The organism is Pseudomonas bharatica (assembly GCF_048586865.1).
In the GTDB taxonomy this organism is placed as follows: domain Bacteria; phylum Pseudomonadota; class Gammaproteobacteria; order Pseudomonadales; family Pseudomonadaceae; genus Aquipseudomonas; species Aquipseudomonas bharatica.
Genome location: NZ_JBMAWR010000001.1, coordinates 403307 through 421213 on the forward strand (window position 1 = coordinate 403307; position 17907 = coordinate 421213).

16 protein-coding genes are annotated in these 17907 nt (G+C 62.9%); 11 read left to right on the forward strand and 5 right to left on the reverse strand.

The genetic code is table 11. The features are described from left to right. Window positions 1–91: 91 nt before the first annotated feature. Both ACKLLE_RS01775 and ACKLLE_RS01780 read left to right on the forward strand, forming a co-directional pair. A complete protein-coding gene (locus ACKLLE_RS01775) occupies window positions 92–346 on the forward strand; it encodes a type II toxin-antitoxin system ParD family antitoxin (RefSeq protein WP_064301302.1) in 255 nt (84 codons plus the stop codon). Then, entirely contained in the window at window positions 343–690 is a 348-nt protein-coding gene (locus tag ACKLLE_RS01780) for a type II toxin-antitoxin system RelE/ParE family toxin (RefSeq protein ID WP_064301303.1), read from the forward strand. The genes ACKLLE_RS01775 and ACKLLE_RS01780 overlap by 4 nt, the downstream gene beginning before the upstream one ends. Before the next feature lie 140 nt (window positions 691–830). Here the strand turns inward: ACKLLE_RS01780 and nfuA are convergent, their stop codons facing one another. After that, window positions 831–1415 carry a Fe-S biogenesis protein NfuA gene (nfuA, locus tag ACKLLE_RS01785; RefSeq protein ID WP_009407016.1) on the reverse strand — a complete coding sequence of 195 codons (585 nt, stop codon included), beginning with the start codon at window positions 1413–1415 and terminating at the stop codon, window positions 831–833. A 95-nt stretch (window positions 1416–1510) separates the two neighbouring features. Beyond that, on the reverse strand, window positions 1511–3811 hold the full coding sequence (locus tag ACKLLE_RS01790; protein ID WP_420056572.1) for a fatty acid cis/trans isomerase: 2301 nt from the start codon (window positions 3809–3811) through the stop codon (window positions 1511–1513). Window positions 3812–3970: 159 nt separating this feature from the next. Between ACKLLE_RS01790 and metH the strand changes: the two genes are divergently transcribed. The 4 genes from metH to ACKLLE_RS01810 all read left to right on the forward strand — a co-directional run bounded on the left by metH (window position 3971) and on the right by ACKLLE_RS01810 (window position 10661). Beyond that, window positions 3971–7678, forward strand: coding sequence for a methionine synthase (gene metH / locus ACKLLE_RS01795; protein WP_420056573.1), 3708 nt, complete (start codon window positions 3971–3973; stop codon window positions 7676–7678). A gap of 161 nt (window positions 7679–7839) precedes the next feature. Then, window positions 7840–8055, forward strand: a complete 216-nt coding sequence (locus ACKLLE_RS01800) for a DUF2970 domain-containing protein (RefSeq protein WP_075804117.1) — start codon at window positions 7840–7842, stop codon at window positions 8053–8055. Window positions 8056–8524: 469 nt separating this feature from the next. Continuing rightward, window positions 8525–10183, forward strand: a complete 1659-nt coding sequence (locus tag ACKLLE_RS01805; protein WP_279899816.1) for a nitrite/sulfite reductase — start codon at window positions 8525–8527, stop codon at window positions 10181–10183. Then, on the forward strand, window positions 10167–10661 hold the full coding sequence (locus tag ACKLLE_RS01810) for a DUF934 domain-containing protein (RefSeq protein ID WP_009407004.1): 495 nt from the start codon (window positions 10167–10169) through the stop codon (window positions 10659–10661). The genes ACKLLE_RS01805 and ACKLLE_RS01810 overlap by 17 nt, the downstream gene beginning before the upstream one ends. 143 nt (window positions 10662–10804) lie before the next feature. On the opposite strand, the gene sohB is transcribed toward ACKLLE_RS01810, so the two are convergent. Further along, entirely contained in the window at window positions 10805–11824 is a 1020-nt protein-coding gene (gene sohB / locus ACKLLE_RS01815; protein ID WP_064301308.1) for a protease SohB, read from the reverse strand. 197 nt (window positions 11825–12021) lie between these two features. Between sohB and ACKLLE_RS01820 the strand changes: the two genes are divergently transcribed. The 5 genes from ACKLLE_RS01820 to ACKLLE_RS01840 all read left to right on the forward strand — a co-directional run bounded on the left by ACKLLE_RS01820 (window position 12022) and on the right by ACKLLE_RS01840 (window position 16132). Next, a complete protein-coding gene (locus ACKLLE_RS01820) occupies window positions 12022–12732 on the forward strand; it encodes a histidine phosphatase family protein (protein ID WP_009407001.1) in 711 nt (236 codons plus the stop codon). A 53-nt stretch (window positions 12733–12785) separates the two neighbouring features. After that, the gene (locus tag ACKLLE_RS01825; RefSeq protein ID WP_064301310.1) at window positions 12786–13103 is read left to right on the forward strand and encodes an SCP2 sterol-binding domain-containing protein; all 318 of its coding nucleotides are present in this window, start codon (window positions 12786–12788) and stop codon (window positions 13101–13103) included. Window positions 13104–13289: 186 nt separating this feature from the next. Beyond that, window positions 13290–14357: a phosphotransferase family protein gene (locus tag ACKLLE_RS01830; RefSeq protein ID WP_009406997.1), complete on the forward strand. Its 1068-nt coding sequence runs from the start codon at window positions 13290–13292 to the stop codon at window positions 14355–14357. A gap of 23 nt (window positions 14358–14380) precedes the next feature. Continuing rightward, the gene (locus tag ACKLLE_RS01835) at window positions 14381–15148 is read left to right on the forward strand and encodes an SDR family oxidoreductase (protein WP_009406994.1); all 768 of its coding nucleotides are present in this window, start codon (window positions 14381–14383) and stop codon (window positions 15146–15148) included. Window positions 15149–15352: 204 nt separating this feature from the next. Next, a complete protein-coding gene (locus ACKLLE_RS01840) occupies window positions 15353–16132 on the forward strand; it encodes a TSUP family transporter (protein ID WP_009406992.1) in 780 nt (259 codons plus the stop codon). Here the strand turns inward: ACKLLE_RS01840 and nudC are convergent. Together nudC and ACKLLE_RS01850 are read right to left on the reverse strand one after the other, a co-directional pair. After that, complete coding sequence (nudC, locus tag ACKLLE_RS01845; protein ID WP_420056574.1) at window positions 16100–16930, reverse strand: NAD(+) diphosphatase; 831 nt, start codon at window positions 16928–16930, stop codon at window positions 16100–16102. The two genes, ACKLLE_RS01840 and nudC, sit on opposite strands and share 33 nt — an antisense overlap. Before the next feature lie 27 nt (window positions 16931–16957). Continuing rightward, entirely contained in the window at window positions 16958–17770 is an 813-nt protein-coding gene (locus ACKLLE_RS01850; RefSeq protein ID WP_009406988.1) for a crotonase/enoyl-CoA hydratase family protein, read from the reverse strand. Window positions 17771–17907 lie beyond the last annotated feature (137 nt).

Genomic DNA, 17907 nt, shown 5'->3' on the forward strand with positions numbered 1-17907 from the left:
GCTCTTCCAGCCTGTCGTCTGCTGTATTTGCTCGGGATCCGAGGCTATGGCATAAAACGCCATATCAGCCGAGTCATAAGCGGAGCCCCCAATGGCCACCCACAATGTCATTTTTCCCGATCCGATGGAGAAATCCATCTCGGAACTGGTCGAGAGCGGTCGTTACCAGAACTTCAGCGAGGCGGTACGCGCAGGCCTGCGCCTGCTGCTGGAGCATGAAGCACAAGAGGCGGCCCGACTGGAAGCTCTGCGCAATGCCACCTCCGTCGGCCTCATGCAGCTCGACGCCGGCGACTTCGATGAAGTCGACTCCAAGGACTTGGAGCATTATCTGGAGCGTCTGTGAAATTACGAATTTCAAGGCAGGCTCGCAGCGATATTGCCGAGATATTGCGCTTCACGCAGGACAGATTCGGAGATGGGGCAAGGCAGCGTTACCAGCAATTGCTTCAGGCAGGGCTATCGGCCATCAGTGAGGATCCCGAAAGGGCGGGAAGCATCGCCCGGGAAGAGATCGCAGCGGGCCTGCGCAGCCTTCATCTGATCTACTGTCGCCGGCAAGCGCGGGTACTCAAGCCTCGCCATATCCTTTTCTATCGGACAACACATGATCAGATAATCGAGGTGGCTCGCGTACTGCACGAGGCCATGGAATTAGCCAGCCATATGCGCCACGACGACTTGCACTGACTTTGGGCTGCAAGGCATTCAAGAGTTCGATCGATGCCCTGGCACCCGCCTCGAGCGCCCCGACAGTAAAACGACAAGGACCCTGTGGGAGCTGGCTTGCCAGCTCCCACAGGGTCCTTGTCGTTTTCTCGCCTGCCTGCTTAGTAGTAGGCGTTTTCTTTCTGCGAATGGTCGGTCACGTCGCGTACGCCCTTCAGCTCCGGAATGCGTTCAAGCAAGGTGCGCTCGATACCGTCCTTGAGGGTCACGTCGGCCTGGCCGCAGCCCTGGCAGCCGCCGCCGAACTGCAGCACGGCGATCCCATCCTCGACCACCTCGATCAGGCTGACCTGGCCGCCGTGGCTGGCCAGCCCCGGGTTGATCTCGGTTTGCAGGTAGTAGTTGATGCGCTCGTTGATCGGACTGTCGTCGTTGACCATCGGCACCTTGGCATTCGGGGCCTTGATGGTCAGTTGCCCGCCCATGCGGTCGGTGGCGTAGTCGACGACGGCATCATCGAGAAAAGGCTCGCTGACCGCGTCGATGTAGGCGGTAAAACTCTTCAGGCCCAGCGCGGTATCTTCCGGCTTTTCTTCACCTGGCTTGCAATAGGCAATGCAGGTTTCGGCATATTGGGTGCCGGGTTGGGTAATGAAGATGCGGATACCGATCCCCGGGGTGTTCTGCTTGGACAGCAGATCGGCCAGGTAATCGTGCGCGGCGTCGGTAATGGTTATGGCGCTCATGGAATTTCCTCACAGACTTGTCGGCAGTTTACGCCATGCGCGGCGACGAACAAAGTCCTAGCAATTAAGTCGGGATAAAAGAAGCCGTTAAGCGTCTAGAGGTTCTCGTAGCGGTTCATGTCCAGCACCCCCGCCTCCACCGGCTCGGTTTCCTTGATATAGCTGTTCAGGTCATGGAAGTACTGCCAGAACTGCGGGTGGCTGCGGCGCACGCCCCAGCGCATGACGATACGCTCGAAGCGGTCGTGGTCATCGCGTGCAGCCTCCATGTCCTCGACGAACTCGGGCACGTCGCTGGCCGGGATGTTGAACATGAAGTTGGGGTAGCTGCTCATCACTCCCGGGTACAGGGTCAGGGTGTCCAGCCCCGGCTGGTAGCGGTACGCCTCGCCCAGCATGAAGGCGACGTTACTGTGCGCCCGGTTGCGCAGCATGCTGTAGACCTGACGCTTGCCGCCCTGGCCTTCGATCCTGAGCATGGTCGCCTCGGGCAATTGCTCGATGACCTTGAGTCCGGCCGCAGGCCGTGAAGCCAGGCGGCTCAGCGATTGCTCGACATCACGGAACTCCTCGCTCATCTGCGGGCGCGAACAATAGGCGCCAGTGCAGCGGTTGATCGGGTCGGGCGCGGCATTCAGGCTGCCGCTGCGCTCGATCAGCTTGAGGCCGAAATCCCGCACCGGGTGGTGCGGATCGAGTTTCAAGGCGCTTGGGGTATCGGTGTCGATGTCCTCGTAGTCCATCCACATCTTCACCTTGCCGCTGTTCTGGTACCAGCTGCCGAGGATGTCGCCACGCTTGCCGGCCGGCATCAGGCGCAGGAAGTTGACCTCGGCACCATTGCGGATCAGGTCGAAGTACAGGCGGGTCTGGGCCTGGTGCGAGACGTTGCCATACACGTCGAAGTTGACCGCCAGCTGGTAATAGGTGCGCTCCAGCAACGGATAGTCGAACAGCCACATGGTCAGCGGCACGTCGCCGATCAGGCCCTTGGTTACCGAAGCGCTGTCGAAGTGGCGGAAGATGCTCAGCAGCGCGTTGTCGTTGCCGGCCCACAGGGTCGACCAGCTCGGTGGCGGCATCTCGGCATAAGTATCGCGGCGCAGGCTTTCGTAGTCGTTGCGCTTGTCGCGATAGGCATGCCACAGGCTCAGGATGCTGCCGACGTCATCGATCTGCCCGGGCATGGCCAGCAGCGGCGTCGCTTCGGCGCGGTACTTGGCGTCGGTGATATAGCGGTCGTGGGCCGGTTCCTGGAACAGCGCCCAGAAGTTGTCACGGATCACGTCGGTAGCAATCTGGCCCCGGCACACCGGGCCGCGGATGAAGGTGCGGACGAAATACTCGGCGTTATCCAGCATGAACTGGTAACGCGCCACCGCCGGGATCGCCTCGAAGGTCTCGAACGGGTTGGAACGATGCCGCGGGCCGTAGCCGGGCAGCGAGTCGGTGTGCCAGTTGCCGTTGTAGAACAGCTGCTTGACCCGCTTGAGCTTGTTGGGGCCCATCGGGTACGTGATGTGGGTCTTGTGCACGATCACGCCCTGCACCGGCAGCAGGCGGTAATAGAAGTCGGTGCCCGGCGGGTCGTTGGGGCGCCGGGTGACGATCAGGTCGATGGGCTGCCCGCTCGGCGTGCGCGAACGCACCCATTGGAAGAAGTGCCCCGGCTCGCCGCCGACGAAGTGCACATGAGCGAGGAACAGGTGCTCGTAGAGCCAGCGTCCCACCAGCGCTTCGCTGGCGCCAGGGCGGTTGAGCAACTCTTCCCATTCCTGGATCTGCGCCGCTTCGCTTGCGCTGGGGCGGATCGCTGCGCTTTCCACCGGCGCGCCCTGGGCCAGCCAGCGTTGCAGGGTGTTGTACTGGGCATCGCTGAGGCCGGTCACCGCCAGCGGCATGCCTTCCCGGGGATGGGCCTTGGCATAGGCATCGAACTCACCGGGCAGCGGGCAAACGTTCTCCCGGTTCAGGCCCAGGACGATGTCGTCGGGGATCTTCTCGTTGGGCACCAGCGGCTTGGCATGCCCCAGCTCCAGCATGCGCGCCATCAGCGCCGCCTGGTCCTGCTGGCGATCGATCACCGAGTTGAAGCCCAGGTGCCGCCAGCCCTGGTCGGTCTGGGCATCGAAGAACAGCCGGGTCGGGGTGACCGCCTGGCTGCGGTCGCCCTGGTAGACGGGGATTTTCGAAGCGCCGCGGCTGGCCCCCTCGGCGCTGCCGAGGTTGAGCTGGCAGGCGGCGTCGTTACAGGCGTGGCAGGCGACGCATTTCTCGGTGAAGATCGGCTGGATATCCCGGGTATAGGAGATCGCTGCAGTGTTCTGGGGTCCCTGCCCCAACGCCGCGCCACTGATGAGCAGTGCGAAGGCGGCGGCAATCAAGCGATGCACCATGTGCGGTATGTCCTGGATTGAAAAGGCTTTTTACGATTCTACCGGTGGGCCGCGGTGCCAACATGAATGAAATTCATGCAAATGTGCCATGCGTCAAAAAAGCGCGCAGCTTTGTTATCATCCCGCAACTTTCGTCCTTGTCCGACCCAGGTAGTTCCAATGTCCGACCGCAGCGCTCGTTTCCAAGCACTTCAGCAAGCACTCAAGGAGCGCATCCTCATTCTAGATGGCGGCATGGGTACTATGATCCAAAGCTACCGTCTTGAGGAAGGCGACTATCGTGGCACGCGCTTCGCCGACTGGCCGAGCGACGTCAAGGGCAACAACGACCTGCTGCTGCTCAGCCGCCCGGATGTGATCGCCGCCATCGAGAAGGCCTACCTGGACGCCGGCGCCGACATCCTCGAAACCAACACCTTCAACGCCACCCGCATCTCCCAGGCCGACTACGACATGCAGGAGCTGGTGTACGAGCTCAACGTCGAAGGCGCACGCATTGCCCGCCAGGTGGCCGATGCCAAGACCCTGGAAACCCCGGACAAGCCGCGCTTCGTGGCCGGCGTGCTCGGCCCGACCAGCCGCACCTGCTCGATCTCCCCGGACGTCAACGACCCTGGCTACCGCAACGTCACCTTCGACGAACTGGTGGAAAACTACATCGAGGCGACCCGCGGCCTGATCGAAGGCGGCGCCGACCTGATCCTGATCGAAACCATCTTCGACACCCTCAACGCCAAGGCGGCGATCTTCGCGGTGCAGCAGGTGTTCGAGGACGACGGCGTCGAATTGCCGATCATGATCTCCGGGACCATCACCGACGCCTCCGGCCGCACCCTGTCGGGACAGACCACCGAGGCCTTCTGGAACTCGGTGCGCCATGCCAACCCGATCTCCGTCGGCCTGAATTGCGCCCTGGGCGCCAAGGACCTGCGTCCGTACCTGGAAGAACTGTCGAACAAGGCCGGCACCCATGTGTCCGCCCACCCCAACGCCGGCCTGCCCAACGCCTTCGGTGAATATGACGAAACCCCGGCGGAAATGGCCGTGGTGGTCGAGGAGTTCGCCGCCAGCGGCTTCCTCAACATCATCGGCGGCTGCTGCGGCACCACCCCGGGGCATATCCAGGCAATCGCCGAGGCAGTGGCCAAGTACAAGCCGCGGGCCATTCCGGATATCCCGAAAGCCTGCCGCCTGTCCGGCCTCGAGCCGTTCACCATCGACCGCCAATCGTTGTTCGTCAACGTCGGCGAGCGTACCAACATCACCGGCTCGGCCAGGTTCGCCCGGCTGATCCGCGAGGAAAACTACACCGAGGCCCTGGAAGTCGCCCTGCAGCAGGTCGAAGCCGGTGCCCAGGTGATCGACATCAACATGGACGAAGGGATGCTCGATTCCCAGGCGGCCATGGTCCGTTTCCTCAATCTGATCGCCGGCGAGCCCGACATTTCCCGGGTGCCGATCATGATCGACTCCTCCAAGTGGGAAGTGATCGAGGCCGGCCTGAAGTGCATCCAGGGCAAGGGCATCGTCAACTCGATCTCGATGAAGGAAGGCGTCGAAGCCTTCAAGCATCACGCCCGGCTGTGCAAGCGCTACGGCGCCGCCGTGGTGGTGATGGCCTTCGACGAGGTCGGCCAGGCCGACACCGCCGCGCGCAAGAAGGAAATCTGCCAGCGCAGCTACGACATCCTGGTCAATGAAGTGGGCTTCCCGCCGGAAGACATCATTTTCGACCCGAACATCTTCGCCGTCGCCACCGGCATCGAAGAACACAACAACTATGCCGTGGACTTCATCGAAGCCTGCGCCTATATCCGCGACCACCTGCCGTACGCGCTGTCCTCGGGCGGGGTGTCCAACGTGTCGTTCTCGTTCCGCGGCAACAACCCGGTGCGCGAGGCGATCCACTCGGTGTTCCTGTATCACGCCATCCAGAACGGCCTGACCATGGGTATCGTCAACGCCGGCCAGCTGGAGATCTATGACGAGATCCCGGCGGCGCTGCGCGAGAAGGTCGAGGACGTGGTGCTCAACCGCACCCCGGAAGGTACCGACGCCCTCCTCGCCATCGCCGACGACTACAAGGGTGGCGGTGCTGCCAAGGAAGTGGAGAACGAAGAGTGGCGCTCGCTGCCGGTGGAAAAACGCCTGGAGCACGCGCTGGTCAAGGGCATCACTGCCTACATCGTCGAAGACACCGAGCTGTGCCGCCAGCAGTGCGCGCGGCCGATCGAGGTCATCGAAGGCCCGCTGATGAGCGGTATGAACGTGGTCGGCGACCTGTTCGGCGCGGGCAAGATGTTCCTCCCGCAAGTGGTCAAGTCGGCTCGCGTGATGAAGCAGGCGGTGGCCCACCTGATTCCGTTCATCGAGGAAGAAAAAGGCGACAAGCCGGAAGCCAAGGGCAAGATCCTCATGGCCACGGTCAAGGGCGACGTGCACGACATCGGCAAGAACATTGTAGGCGTGGTCCTGGGCTGCAACGGCTATGACATCGTCGACCTCGGCGTGATGGTGCCGGCGGAGAAGATCCTCCAGGTCGCCCGCGAAGAAAAATGCGACATCATCGGCCTGTCCGGGCTGATCACCCCGTCGCTGGACGAGATGGTCCACGTCGCCCGCGAAATGCAGCGCCAGGACTTCCACCTGCCGCTGATGATCGGTGGCGCCACGACCTCCAAGGCGCACACGGCGGTGAAGATCGAGCCGCGCTACAGCAACGACGCGGTGGTCTACGTGACCGACGCCTCGCGGGCGGTGGGCGTGGCCACGCAGTTGCTGTCCAAGGAGCTGAAACCGGGCTTCGTCGAGAAGACCCGTGCCGACTACGTCGAGGTGCGCGAGCGCACCGCCAACCGCAGCGCCCGCACCGAGCGCCTGAGCTACGCCCAGGCCATCGCCGCCAAGCCGAAATACGACTGGGCCAACTACCAGGCTGCGGTGCCAAGCTTCACCGGCGTCAAGGTGCTGGAAAACATCGACCTGAAGGTGCTGGCCGAGTACATCGACTGGACGCCGTTCTTCATTTCCTGGGACCTGGCCGGCAAGTTCCCGCGCATCCTCACCGACGAAGTCGTGGGTGAAGCGGCGACCGCGCTGTACAAGGACGCACTGGAAATGCTCGCCAGGCTGATCGACGAGAATCTGATCAGCGCCCGTGCGGTGTTCGGCTTCTGGCCTGCCAACCAGGTGGACGACGACGATATCGAGGTCTACGGCGAGGACGGCCAGCCCCTGGCGCGCCTGCATCACCTGCGCCAGCAGACCATCAAGCCGGACGACAAGCCAAACCTCTCCCTGGCCGACTTCGTCGCACCGAAGGACAGCGGCGTCACCGACTATGTCGGCGGCTTCATCACCACCGCCGGCATCGGCGCCGAGGAAGTGGCCAAGGCTTACCAGGACAAGGGCGACGACTACAGCTCGATCATGGTCAAGGCGCTTGCCGACCGCCTGGCCGAAGCCTGCGCCGAATGGCTGCACGAGCGGGTGCGCAAGGACTATTGGGGCTACGCCAGGGATGAGCAGCTCGACAACGAGGCGCTGATCAAGGAGCAGTACGCTGGCATCCGCCCTGCCCCGGGTTATCCGGCGTGCCCGGACCACACCGAGAAGGCCACCCTGTTCCGCCTGCTCGATGGCACCGAGATCGGCCAGACCGGCCCGAGCGGCGTGTTCCTCACCGAACACTTCGCCATGTTCCCGGCGGCAGCGGTCAGCGGCTGGTACTTCGCCCACCCGCAGGCGCAGTACTTTGCCGTGGGCAAGGTGGAAAAGGACCAGATCGAGCGCTACAGCGCACGCAAGCAGCAGGATGTGGCGGTTAGCGAGCGCTGGCTGGCGCCTAACCTTGGGTACGAGAGCTGAGATCGGCTTGGGCCCTATCGCCGGCAACGCCGGCTCCCACAGGTTCCGCGGCGCACACGGACCTTGTGGGAGCAGGCGTTGCCGGCGATAGAGCCCTGAAGAACAACATCAAATCCACAGGCTAGACTCTGGAACACAACCCTCCCCAGAGAGCCCAGCCCATGGAAGATCCTCAAGGCAAGCCCCCAACCTTCTGGCAGCTCCTGCACAGCGTCCTCGCCGCCGCCTTCGGCGTGCAGTCCGGCAAGAACCGCGCCCGCGATTTCACCCACGGCAAGCCCTCGCACTTCATCGCCATGGGCACCGCCTTCACCCTGGTGTTCATCCTGATCCTCTACGGCCTGGTGCAACTGGCCATGCACCTCACCGCGCGCTGAAAACAAAACCGCCTGCGGGGTCCATGCCGCGGGCGGTTTCGTTGATTGCTGATCACGGTATTTTCAGCCAATGCGCTCCGTCACTGATGGCTGACCCAGTACACGGCTGTCACGACCACGAGCACGATCAGGCACAGGATTGCCCACGCATCGACACTGCTGTCGGTCTTGCCGGTTTTGGTCGGGTTTCCCATTGCATCGCCTCTTTTTGTAGTGGTTATGGGAATGCACACCCCCAGCAGTTAAGTTCAGCAATCCCCATTGCTCAAGCAGGGACTTTTACCATTCGGCGGAGAGTGGAATGGCGCTACAAACGCTAGCCAGTCTCACTTAGTCCAAATCGTTCTTTTCATATGCAAAAACATCACTTTTTCACATAAATACAACCTGCTATCGTTCCCCGGCTCCGCATCCGGAGTGCGCGGCCGTGCGCGCGATTAGCTGCAAGCAGCTTGAGAACAGGACCCCTATGTACGTATACGACGAGTACGATCAGCGGATCATCGAGGACCGCGTCAAGCAGTTCCGGGATCAGACGCGCCGCTACCTGGCCGGCGAGCTGAGCGAAGAAGAATTCCGCCCTCTGCGCCTGCAGAACGGCCTCTACATCCAACGTTTTGCCCCGATGCTGCGTGTCGCCGTGCCGTATGGCCAGCTGACCTCGCGCCAGACCCGCATGCTGGCGAAGATCGCGCGCGACTACGACAAGGGCTACGCGCACATCAGCACCCGGCAGAACGTGCAATACAACTGGCCAGCCCTGGAAGATGTCCCGGACATCCTCGCTGAACTGGCCACCGTGCAGATGCACGCGATCCAGACCAGCGGCAACTGCCTGCGCAACGTCACCACCGACCAGTTCGCCGGCGTTGCCGCCGATGAGCTGATCGATCCGCGCCCATGGTGCGAGATCGTCCGCCAGTGGACCACCTTCCACCCCGAGTTCGCCTACCTGCCGCGCAAGTTCAAGATCGCCATCAACGGCTCGAAGAGCGACCGTGCGGCCATCGAAGTGCACGATATCGGCCTGGAGCCGGTGCACAACGCTGCCGGCGAGCTGGGCTTCCGCGTGCTGGTCGGTGGCGGCCTGGGCCGTACCCCGGTGGTTGGTGCCTTCATCAACGAGTTCCTGCCATGGCAGGACCTGCTCAGCTACCTGGACGCCATCCTGCGCGTGTACAACCGTTACGGCCGCCGTGACAACAAGTACAAGGCGCGGATCAAGATCCTGGTCAAGGCCCTGACCCCGGAAGTCTTCGCCGAGAAGGTCGAGGCCGAGATGGTCCACCTGCGCGGCGGCCAGACCACCCTGACCGAGGCCGAAGTGCAGCGCGTCGCCAAGCACTTCGTCGACCCGGACTACAAGGCCCTGGACAACCTCGATGCGCAACTGGCCGAACTCGACCAGCAGCATCCGGGCTTCGCCCGCTGGCGCGCCCGCAACACCCTGGCGCACAAGAAGCCGGGCTACGTTGCCGTGACCCTGTCGCTCAAGCCGACCGGCGTCGCCCCCGGCGACCTGACCGACAAGCAACTGGACAAGGTCGCCGACCTCGCCGAGCGCTACAGCTTCGGCCAACTGCGTACCTCCCACGAGCAGAACATCATCCTCGCCGATGTCGAGCAGAGCCAGTTGCACGCGCTCTGGCTGGAACTGCGCGAGCATGGCTTCGCCACCCCGAACATCGGCCTGCTGACCGACATCATCTGCTGCCCTGGCGGTGATTTCTGCTCCCTGGCCAACGCCAAGTCGATCCCGATCGCCGAATCCATCCAGCGCCGCTTCGACGACCTGGACTACCTGTTCGACATCGGCGAACTGGACCTGAACATCTCGGGCTGCATGAACGCCTGCGGCCACCACCACGTCGGCCATATCGGCATTCTCGGCGTGGACAAGAAAGGTGAAGAGTTCTACCAGGTGTCCCTGGGTGGCAGCGCCAGCCGCGACGCCAGCCTCGGCAAGATCCTCGGCCCGTCCTTCGCCCAGGACGACATGCCGGACGTGATCGAGAAGCTGATCTCGGTGTACGTGGAAAAACGTACCGAAGACGAGCGTTTCATCGACACCTACCAGCGTATCGGCATCGACCCCTTCAAGGAGCGCGTCTATGCAGCGAATCATTAAGAACAACCAGATCGTCGACGAAACCTGGCACCTGCTGCCCAAGGACGTCACCCTGGACGAACTGACCAACTGCGACGACTACATCGTGCCACTGCAACTCTGGCGCGAACACGCCCATGCCCTGAAAGCCCGTGACGGCGGCCTGGGCGTGTGGCTGGACAGCGACGAGGAAGCCGAGGAAATCGGCGAAGACGTCGGTCACTTCCAGGTCATCGCCCTGAACTTCCCGGCCTTCACCGACGGGCGCAGCTACTCCAATGCGCGCTTGCTGCGTGATCGCTACAAGTTCACCGGTGAGCTGCGCGCCATTGGCGACGTCCTGCGTGACCAGCTGTTCTACATGGCCCGTTGCGGTTTCGATGCCTTCGCCATCCGCCCCGACAAGAACCCGGAAGACGCGCTGCAAAGCCTGAAGGACTTCTCGGTGACCTACCAGGCGGCTACCGATGAGCCGCTGCCGTTGTTCCGTCGGCGTTGATCGATCGACCGCTGAAATGAAAAAGCCCCGCCAGTGATGGCGGGGCTTTTTCATGGCGGACGCGGACCCTGTGGGAGCGGGTTCACCCGCGATTGCGTCAGTGAATTCACCCCACAGGGTCGGTGGTGCTCTGTCGAGCGGCATCACTTCCAGCGACTGATCCGGCTCCAGATCCCCAGCACGGTACTCTCCACCGCCCCGCTGGCCGCCAGCCCTACCCGCTCCTGCAGGCTCTTGCGCTCGGCAAAATGCAGGTGGTACAGGTTCGACTCCCGGGCCCGTTCGCTCAGGTATTCATCGCTGGTCTTCAGTTCATCCACCAGCTGCTTGTTCAGCGCCGCCACACCCAGCCAGACCTCACCGGTGGCCACTTCATCGATATGCAACTGCGGCCGGTAGCGCGAAACGAAGTCCTTGAACAGTTGGTGAGTCACGTCCAGGTCTTCCTGGAATTTTTCCCGGCCCTTCTCGGTGTTTTCGCCAAACACGGTCAGGGTGCGCTTGTACTCGCCTGCGGTCAGCACCTCGAAGTCGATATCGTGCTTTTTCAGCAGCCGGTTGACGTTGGGCAACTGCGCCACCACGCCGATCGAACCAAGAATGGCAAAGGGCGCGCTGACGATGCGCTCGCCGATGCAGGCCATCATGTAACCACCGCTCGCCGCGACCTTGTCGATGCACACGGTCAGCGGTATGCCGGCCTGGCGGATACGCGCCAGTTGCGAAGCGGCCAGGCCATAGCTGTGGACCATGCCGCCGCCGCTTTCCAGACGCAGGACCACCTCGTCCCGCGGCGTGGCCAGGCTCAGCAAGGCGGTGATTTCATTCCGCAGGCTCTCGGTGGCCGATGCCTTGATATCGCCGTCGAAGTCCAGCACGAAGACCCGGGGTTTTTCCTCCGCCGGCGCCTTCTTCAGTTTCTTCTGCTCCTTGGCCTGCTGCTTGCGCAGGGCCTTGAGCTGGTGCTTTTCCAGCAGCCCGGACTCCAGGCGCTCGCGCAGGTCCTTGTAGAACTCATTGAGCCGGGTGACCTGCAATTGCCCGCCGGCCTTGCGTCGGCCCTTGCCGCGCATGCCGGCGATGGCCGACAGCACGACCAGCAGGGCGATGACCAGGGTTGCGGTCTTGGCGAGAAAGCTTGCGTACTCTGCAAGAAACTCCACGATTTCTCCTTGTTGAACTGCGCACCGGGGCGCGAAAAACGATAGTGAAGCATACCGGCGTCAATCTGCCGTCGCTAGCGTAGGAAATGTCTGGCACCACAGTTCAAACGCCCTTTTCAAACGCTTGTATGTTTTTTCGTTGACACCGCAGGAATGGCAACCTAACCTCGCCAGATCCAACTTCCCGGGCAGACGACGTGGGCAGCATCTACCTGATACGACATGGCCAGGCCTCCTTCGGTTGCGACGACTACGACGTTCTTTCGTCGGTCGGCATGCGCCAGAGCGAAGCCCTCGGCGCCCACCTGGTCCAGCTCGGGCTCAAGCTCGACCGCTGCATCGCCGGCGACCTGCGCCGCCAGCAAGACACTGCGCTGCTTGCGCTCGGTGCAATGCAGGCGAGCGGGGTGAAGGTTCCCGACGTGGAAACCGACGCCGCTTTTAACGAATTCGATGCCGACGCGGTTATCCGCGCCCTGCTTCCCGCGTTGCTTCCCGAAGAACCCGAAGCCCTGAACGTGTTGCGCAATGCACGCGAGCACCGCGCCGAATTCCAGCGCCTGTTCGCCCTGATCGTGCAGCGCTGGCATGGCGGCCAGCACGACCGCGACGGGATCGAGAGCTGGGCGGCCTTCGTGCAACGAACGGGCGAAGGCCTGCAGCGCGTCCTGGAACAGGCCGCCGGCGGCGACAACATCGCCATCTTCACCTCGGGCGGAACCATCGCCGCCCTGCTCCACCGCATCACCGGCATCAGTGCCAGCCAGGCCTTCGAACTGAACTGGCAGATCATCAACACTTCGCTCAGCCAGCTGAAATTCCGCGGCAGCGAGGTGACCCTGGCCTCCTTCAACAGCCAAGCCCATGTGCGGCTGCTGAGGGTGCCGGAACTCGTCACCTGGCGATGAATCCGGCGCATAACGACCCTGCGTAACCGAAACCACTCAATAAGGAAAACACCATGAGCGACGTCGCCCAAGCCGTTGAAAAAATGAAATCCAAATTCAACCCGAGTGCTGCAGCCGGCCTGGACCTGATCTTCGGTTTCAACATCACCGACGAAAACAAGCACTACGCGCTGATCGTCAAGGACGGCACCTGCGACCTGCAGGAAGGTGAAAACGCCGACGCCAACTGCACCTTGGTGATGGACAGCGAAACCCTGAAGGGCATCGTCAGCGGCGAGACCGACGGCATGCAGGCCTTCATGGGCGGCAAGCTGCGCGTCGAAGGCGACATGATGCTGTCGATGAAGCTCAGCGAGCTGTTCCCGGCGTAACGACCACGCCCGTGACGAAGAAACCGAAGCCCTCCAGCGCTTCGGTTTTTTTTCGCCCGCAGCAGGCATCAGGAGCGTTGATCGACCGGCAACACCCGCGCCAATAAGGCATGGCAGCGCTTGGCAGGTCTGCACGCGATCATTAGATTAGCCAATGTTCCATGGCTACCAAAATAAGGAAAAGGCATGTCGCTCACCGATCAGTCCACCCAGGTCCGCCCCGGCGAGGAACTCGATTCCGCCCTGATCGACCCGTACCTCAAGGCGCATATCGCCGGCCTCGAAGGCACGCCGCTGATCAGCCAGTTCCCTGGCGGCGCCTCGAACCTGACCTACCTGGTCAGCTACCCGCAGCGCGAGTTCGTCCTGCGCCGCCCACCTTTCGGCAGCAAGGCCAAGTCCGCCCATGACATGGGCCGCGAGTTCCGTATCCTCAACCAGCTCAACGCCGGCTTTCCCTACTGCCCCAAGGCCTACGTACACTGCACCGACGAATCGTTGATCGGTGGCGAGTTCTACGTGATGGAGCGGGTCAAGGGCATCATCCTGCGCTCCGACCTGCCGCCGGAGCTGGGTTTCGACGCCGCGCGCACCGAGGCGCTGTGCAAGAGCTTCATCGACCGCCTGGTGGAACTGCACCAGGTCGATTACCACGCCGTGGGCCTGGCCGACCTGGGCAAGCCGGACGGCTACGTACAACGGCAGATCGAAGGCTGGGCCGGGCGCTACGAGAAAGCCCTGACCCCGGACGCCCCGCGCTGGGAAGCAGTGATCGCCTGGCTGCGCGAGAAAATGCCGGCGGACCACCCGCGCCCGGGCATCATCCATAACGACTACCGCTTCGACAATGTGATCCTCGACGCCGACAACCCGATGCGCATCATCGGCGTGCTGGACTGGGAAATGACCACCCTCGGCGACCCGCTGATGGACCTGGGCAACACCCTGGCCTACTGGATCGAAGCCGCCGACCCGGCGCCGGTGCAACTGATGCGCCGCCAGCCTTCCAATGCCCCGGGCATGCTGACCCGTCGCCAGTTCGTCGATTACTACGCCGAGCGTGCCGGAATCGAAATCGCCAACTTCGACTTCTATTACACCTACGGCCTGTTCCGCCTGGCGGGGATCGTCCAGCAGATCTACTACCGTTTCTTCCACGGCCAGACCCAGGATAAGCGTTTCGCCCAGTTCATCCATATGAACAAGCTGCTGGAGCAGATGAGCCTCAAGGTCATCGACGCCTCCAGCCTCTGAACGACTACAACAAGGAACCTGCCATGTCCAAGACCCACCTGTTCGACCTCGACGGCAAGATCGCCTTCGTTTCCGGGGCCAGCCGCGGTATCGGCGAAGCCATCGCCCACCTGCTGGCCCAGCAGGGTGCCCATGTGATCGTCTCCAGCCGCAAGCTCGATGGCTGCCAGCAAGTGGCCGACAGCATCGTCGCCGCCGGCGGCAAGGCCACCGCGATTGCCTGCCACATTGGTGAAATGGAGCAGATCAGCGCAGTGTTCGCGCAAATCCGCGAAACGTTCGGGCGCCTGGACATCCTGGTCAACAACGCCGCGACCAACCCGCAATTCTGCAATGTGCTGGACACCGACCTGGGCGCCTTCCAGAAGACCGTGGACGTGAATATCCGCGGCTATTTCTTCATGTCGGTGGAAGCCGGCAAGCTGATGCGCGAACACGGTGGCGGCAGCATCATCAACGTCGCTTCGATCAACGGCGTATCGCCGGGCGTGTTCCAGGGCATCTACTCGGTAACCAAGGCGGCGGTGATCAACATGACCAAGGTCTTCGCCAAGGAGTGCGCGGCGTTCGGGATTCGTTGCAACGCGTTGCTGCCCGGGCTGACCGATACCAAGTTCGCCTCGGCGCTGGTGAAGAACGATGCGATCCTCAATACCGCGCTGCAGCAGATTCCGCTCAAGCGGGTGGCGGATCCGAAGGAAATGGCGGGCGCCGTGCTGTACCTGGCCAGTGACGCGTCCAGCTATACCACCGGGGTGGCGCTGAATGTGGACGGGGGCTTCCTGTCCTGATTCCCCGGTGAAAGCAACGCGGACCCTGTGGGAGCGGGTTCACCCGCGATTACGCTAGTGAATTCACCGACGTCATCGCGGGTGAACCCGCTCCCACAGGTCCGCGATAACCCCGAAAGGCCACACAAAAGCCGACGACAGGCGTACCATACCCGCTTCCGGCGAGCCCTTCTCGCCAGCCCCTGTCGCACAAGAAATCCCCCCATGCCCTTCGAACTCAGCGTTGATCTCACCACCCTCGCCATCCTCGCCGCAGTCGCCTTCGTTGCCGGTTTCATCGATGCCATCGCCGGCGGTGGCGGCCTGCTCACCACGCCCGCCCTGCTGACCGCCGGGATGCCACCGCACCTGGTACTGGGCACCAACAAGCTCAGCTCCACCTTCGGCTCGGCCACCGCCGGCTTCACCTACTACCGACGCAAGCTGTTCCACCCGGCACAGTGGAAACATGCGCTGCTGGGCACCCTGGTCGGCGCCCTGATCGGTGCAGTGGTCGCCCATTACCTGCCGGCAGAATGGCTGAACAAGATGCTCCCGGTGATCGTCTTCGCCTGCGGCGTGTACCTGCTGTTCGGCGGCACGCCCAAGGCGCCGCTGGACGCCGACGTACCGATCAAGAAGAAATGGCAATTCCCCCAGGGCTTCACCCTGGGCTTCTATGACGGCGTGGCCGGCCCTGGTACTGGCGCTTTCTGGACCGTCAGCACCCTGCTGATCTACCCCATCGACCTGGTCAAGGCCAGCGGTGTGGCGCGCAGCATGAACTTCGTCAGCAACGCGGCGGCGCTGTCGGTGTTCATCTTCTCGGGTCAGGTGGATTGGCTGGTGGGGCTGTCGATGGGCTCGGCGCTGATGGTCGGCGCCTTCTTCGGCGCCCGAACCGCCATCAGCGGCGGTTCGAAGTTCATTCGCCCGGTGTTCATCACCGTGGTCCTGGCGCTGACCGTGCGCCTAGCGTGGCAGCACTGGTTCGGCCAGGCCTAGGCGACGCGCCACGTAGAGGTCGATCAGGTAGCGGGCAATGGAGCGCCCGGCGGGCAGCGGCGGCAAGGCGTCGACACGGAACCACCGGGCATCCTCGATCTCGTCCGGCTGCATGACGATCTCTCCGCCCGCATACTCGGCATGGAAGCCGAGCATCATCGAATGCGGGAATGGCCAGCACTGGCTGCCCACGTACTGGATGTTCTGCACTTCCAGCGCCACTTCCTCGCGCACTTCCCGCACCAGGCAATCCTCCGCCGACTCCCCCGGCTCGGCAAAGCCCGCCAGGGTGCTGTAGACGCCGGTGACGAAGCGAGGTGAGCGAGCAAGGAGGATCTCGTCGCCACGGGTCACCAGCACGATCATGCTCGGCGAGATGCGCGGGTAGCTGCGCAGGTCGCAGGGCTCGCAGTGCATGGCGCGCTCCCGCGGGACCTGGGTCATCGCCTGGCCGCAACTGCCGCAGAAACGGTGCTCTCGGGCCCAGGTGGCGATCTGCGCGGCATAGCCGAGGATCTTGTAGGTGTCGAAATCCCCTTCCAGCATGAACTGGCGCAGCCCGCGCCAACTGCAGCCGGGCAGCGCCTGGGCGCCGTGCAGCTCGACCAGGTAGACCGGCTGCCCGTCGTAGTGGCCGATGCCGTGCTCGAAGCGGATGTCCGGCTCCTGGCGCTTGAACCAGTCGCGCGGGAACAGCGCGCCATTGGCGTCCACCATGAATCCTTCGGCGCTGCGCACGACCACCAGGCCGCCGCTGACATTCGTATCCAGTACCGCAGTGGTCCAACGCGCTGACATCATCGATTCCTTAGCGAAGCCCGCCGGTCAATCGGCGAACTCCGGCTTCTGTTTGCTCATATGGGCGGCCACGGCCACCCGCAGATCGGTGGATTGCAGCATGGCGGCGTTCCAGGTGGCGATGTACTCGAGCCCGTCGTCGATCCGGTGATCGCGCATATAGCTGAGCATCTCCTTGGTGCCGGCCACGGCGATCGGGGATTTTCCCGCAATTTCGGCTGCGATGGCAAAGACTCCGTCGAGCAGCGCACCATGATCATCATAGGTACGGTTGACCAGGCCGATGCGCTGCGCCTCTTCGGCACCGATGGTGCGTCCGGTGTAGGCCAGCTCGCGCAGCACGCCGTCGCCGATGATACGCGGCAGACGTTGCAGTGTGCCGACATCGGCGGCCATGCCCATGTCGATTTCCTTGATGGAGAACTGCGCATCGCTGGCCGCATAGCGCATGTCGCAGGCCGAGACCAGGTCGATGGCGCCACCGATGCAGTAGCCCTGGATCGCCGCCAGCACCGGCTTGCGGCAGTTGTCCACGGCGTTGAACGAGGCCTGCATCTCGAGGATCTTGCGCCGCAGCAGGCGCGCGTTGCGACCGACATCCTTGCCCAGCTCGTTGGCCAGCGAGGCCAGCATCATCAGGTCGATTCCCGAGGAGAAATGCTTGCCGGCACCACTGATTACCACCACCCGCGCCTCGTCGGTCTCGTCGATCCACTGGAAGATCTCGACGATCTCGCGCCAGAAGGCGGCGTTCATGGCGTTGATCTTTTCCGGACGGTTGATCTGGACGTGGACGATATGGTTCGACAGCTCGACCTTGAACGCGGTGTAGTCGGTCATGGCGGCACTCCTTGAGCGGCGGATGTAGGAAGCTTCGGACTATATCCCACCCGACACACCGCGCTTGTGCCAAAAGCGGGACTGGAGCTGTTGATATTGCCCGGTACTTGCGGCACCGTGCGCAGGTCTTTGAATCA

Coding starts and splice junctions, on each gene's coding strand:
- ACKLLE_RS01830 (WP_009406997.1), top strand. CDS start 13,290: ATGTCGCTCACCGATCAGTCCACCCAGGTCCGCCCCGGCGAGGAACTC.
- ACKLLE_RS01800 (WP_075804117.1), top strand. CDS start 7,840: ATGGAAGATCCTCAAGGCAAGCCCCCAACCTTCTGGCAGCTCCTGCAC.
- ACKLLE_RS01805 (WP_279899816.1), top strand. CDS start 8,525: ATGTACGTATACGACGAGTACGATCAGCGGATCATCGAGGACCGCGTC.
- nfuA (WP_009407016.1), bottom strand. CDS start 1,415: ATGAGCGCCATAACCATTACCGACGCCGCGCACGATTACCTGGCCGAT.
- ACKLLE_RS01790 (WP_420056572.1), bottom strand. CDS start 3,811: ATGGTGCATCGCTTGATTGCCGCCGCCTTCGCACTGCTCATCAGTGGC.
- ACKLLE_RS01825 (WP_064301310.1), top strand. CDS start 12,786: ATGAGCGACGTCGCCCAAGCCGTTGAAAAAATGAAATCCAAATTCAAC.
- ACKLLE_RS01835 (WP_009406994.1), top strand. CDS start 14,381: ATGTCCAAGACCCACCTGTTCGACCTCGACGGCAAGATCGCCTTCGTT.
- ACKLLE_RS01840 (WP_009406992.1), top strand. CDS start 15,353: ATGCCCTTCGAACTCAGCGTTGATCTCACCACCCTCGCCATCCTCGCC.
- ACKLLE_RS01775 (WP_064301302.1), top strand. CDS start 92: ATGGCCACCCACAATGTCATTTTTCCCGATCCGATGGAGAAATCCATC.
- metH (WP_420056573.1), top strand. CDS start 3,971: ATGTCCGACCGCAGCGCTCGTTTCCAAGCACTTCAGCAAGCACTCAAG.
- ACKLLE_RS01810 (WP_009407004.1), top strand. CDS start 10,167: ATGCAGCGAATCATTAAGAACAACCAGATCGTCGACGAAACCTGGCAC.
- nudC (WP_420056574.1), bottom strand. CDS start 16,930: ATGTCAGCGCGTTGGACCACTGCGGTACTGGATACGAATGTCAGCGGC.
- ACKLLE_RS01850 (WP_009406988.1), bottom strand. CDS start 17,770: ATGACCGACTACACCGCGTTCAAGGTCGAGCTGTCGAACCATATCGTC.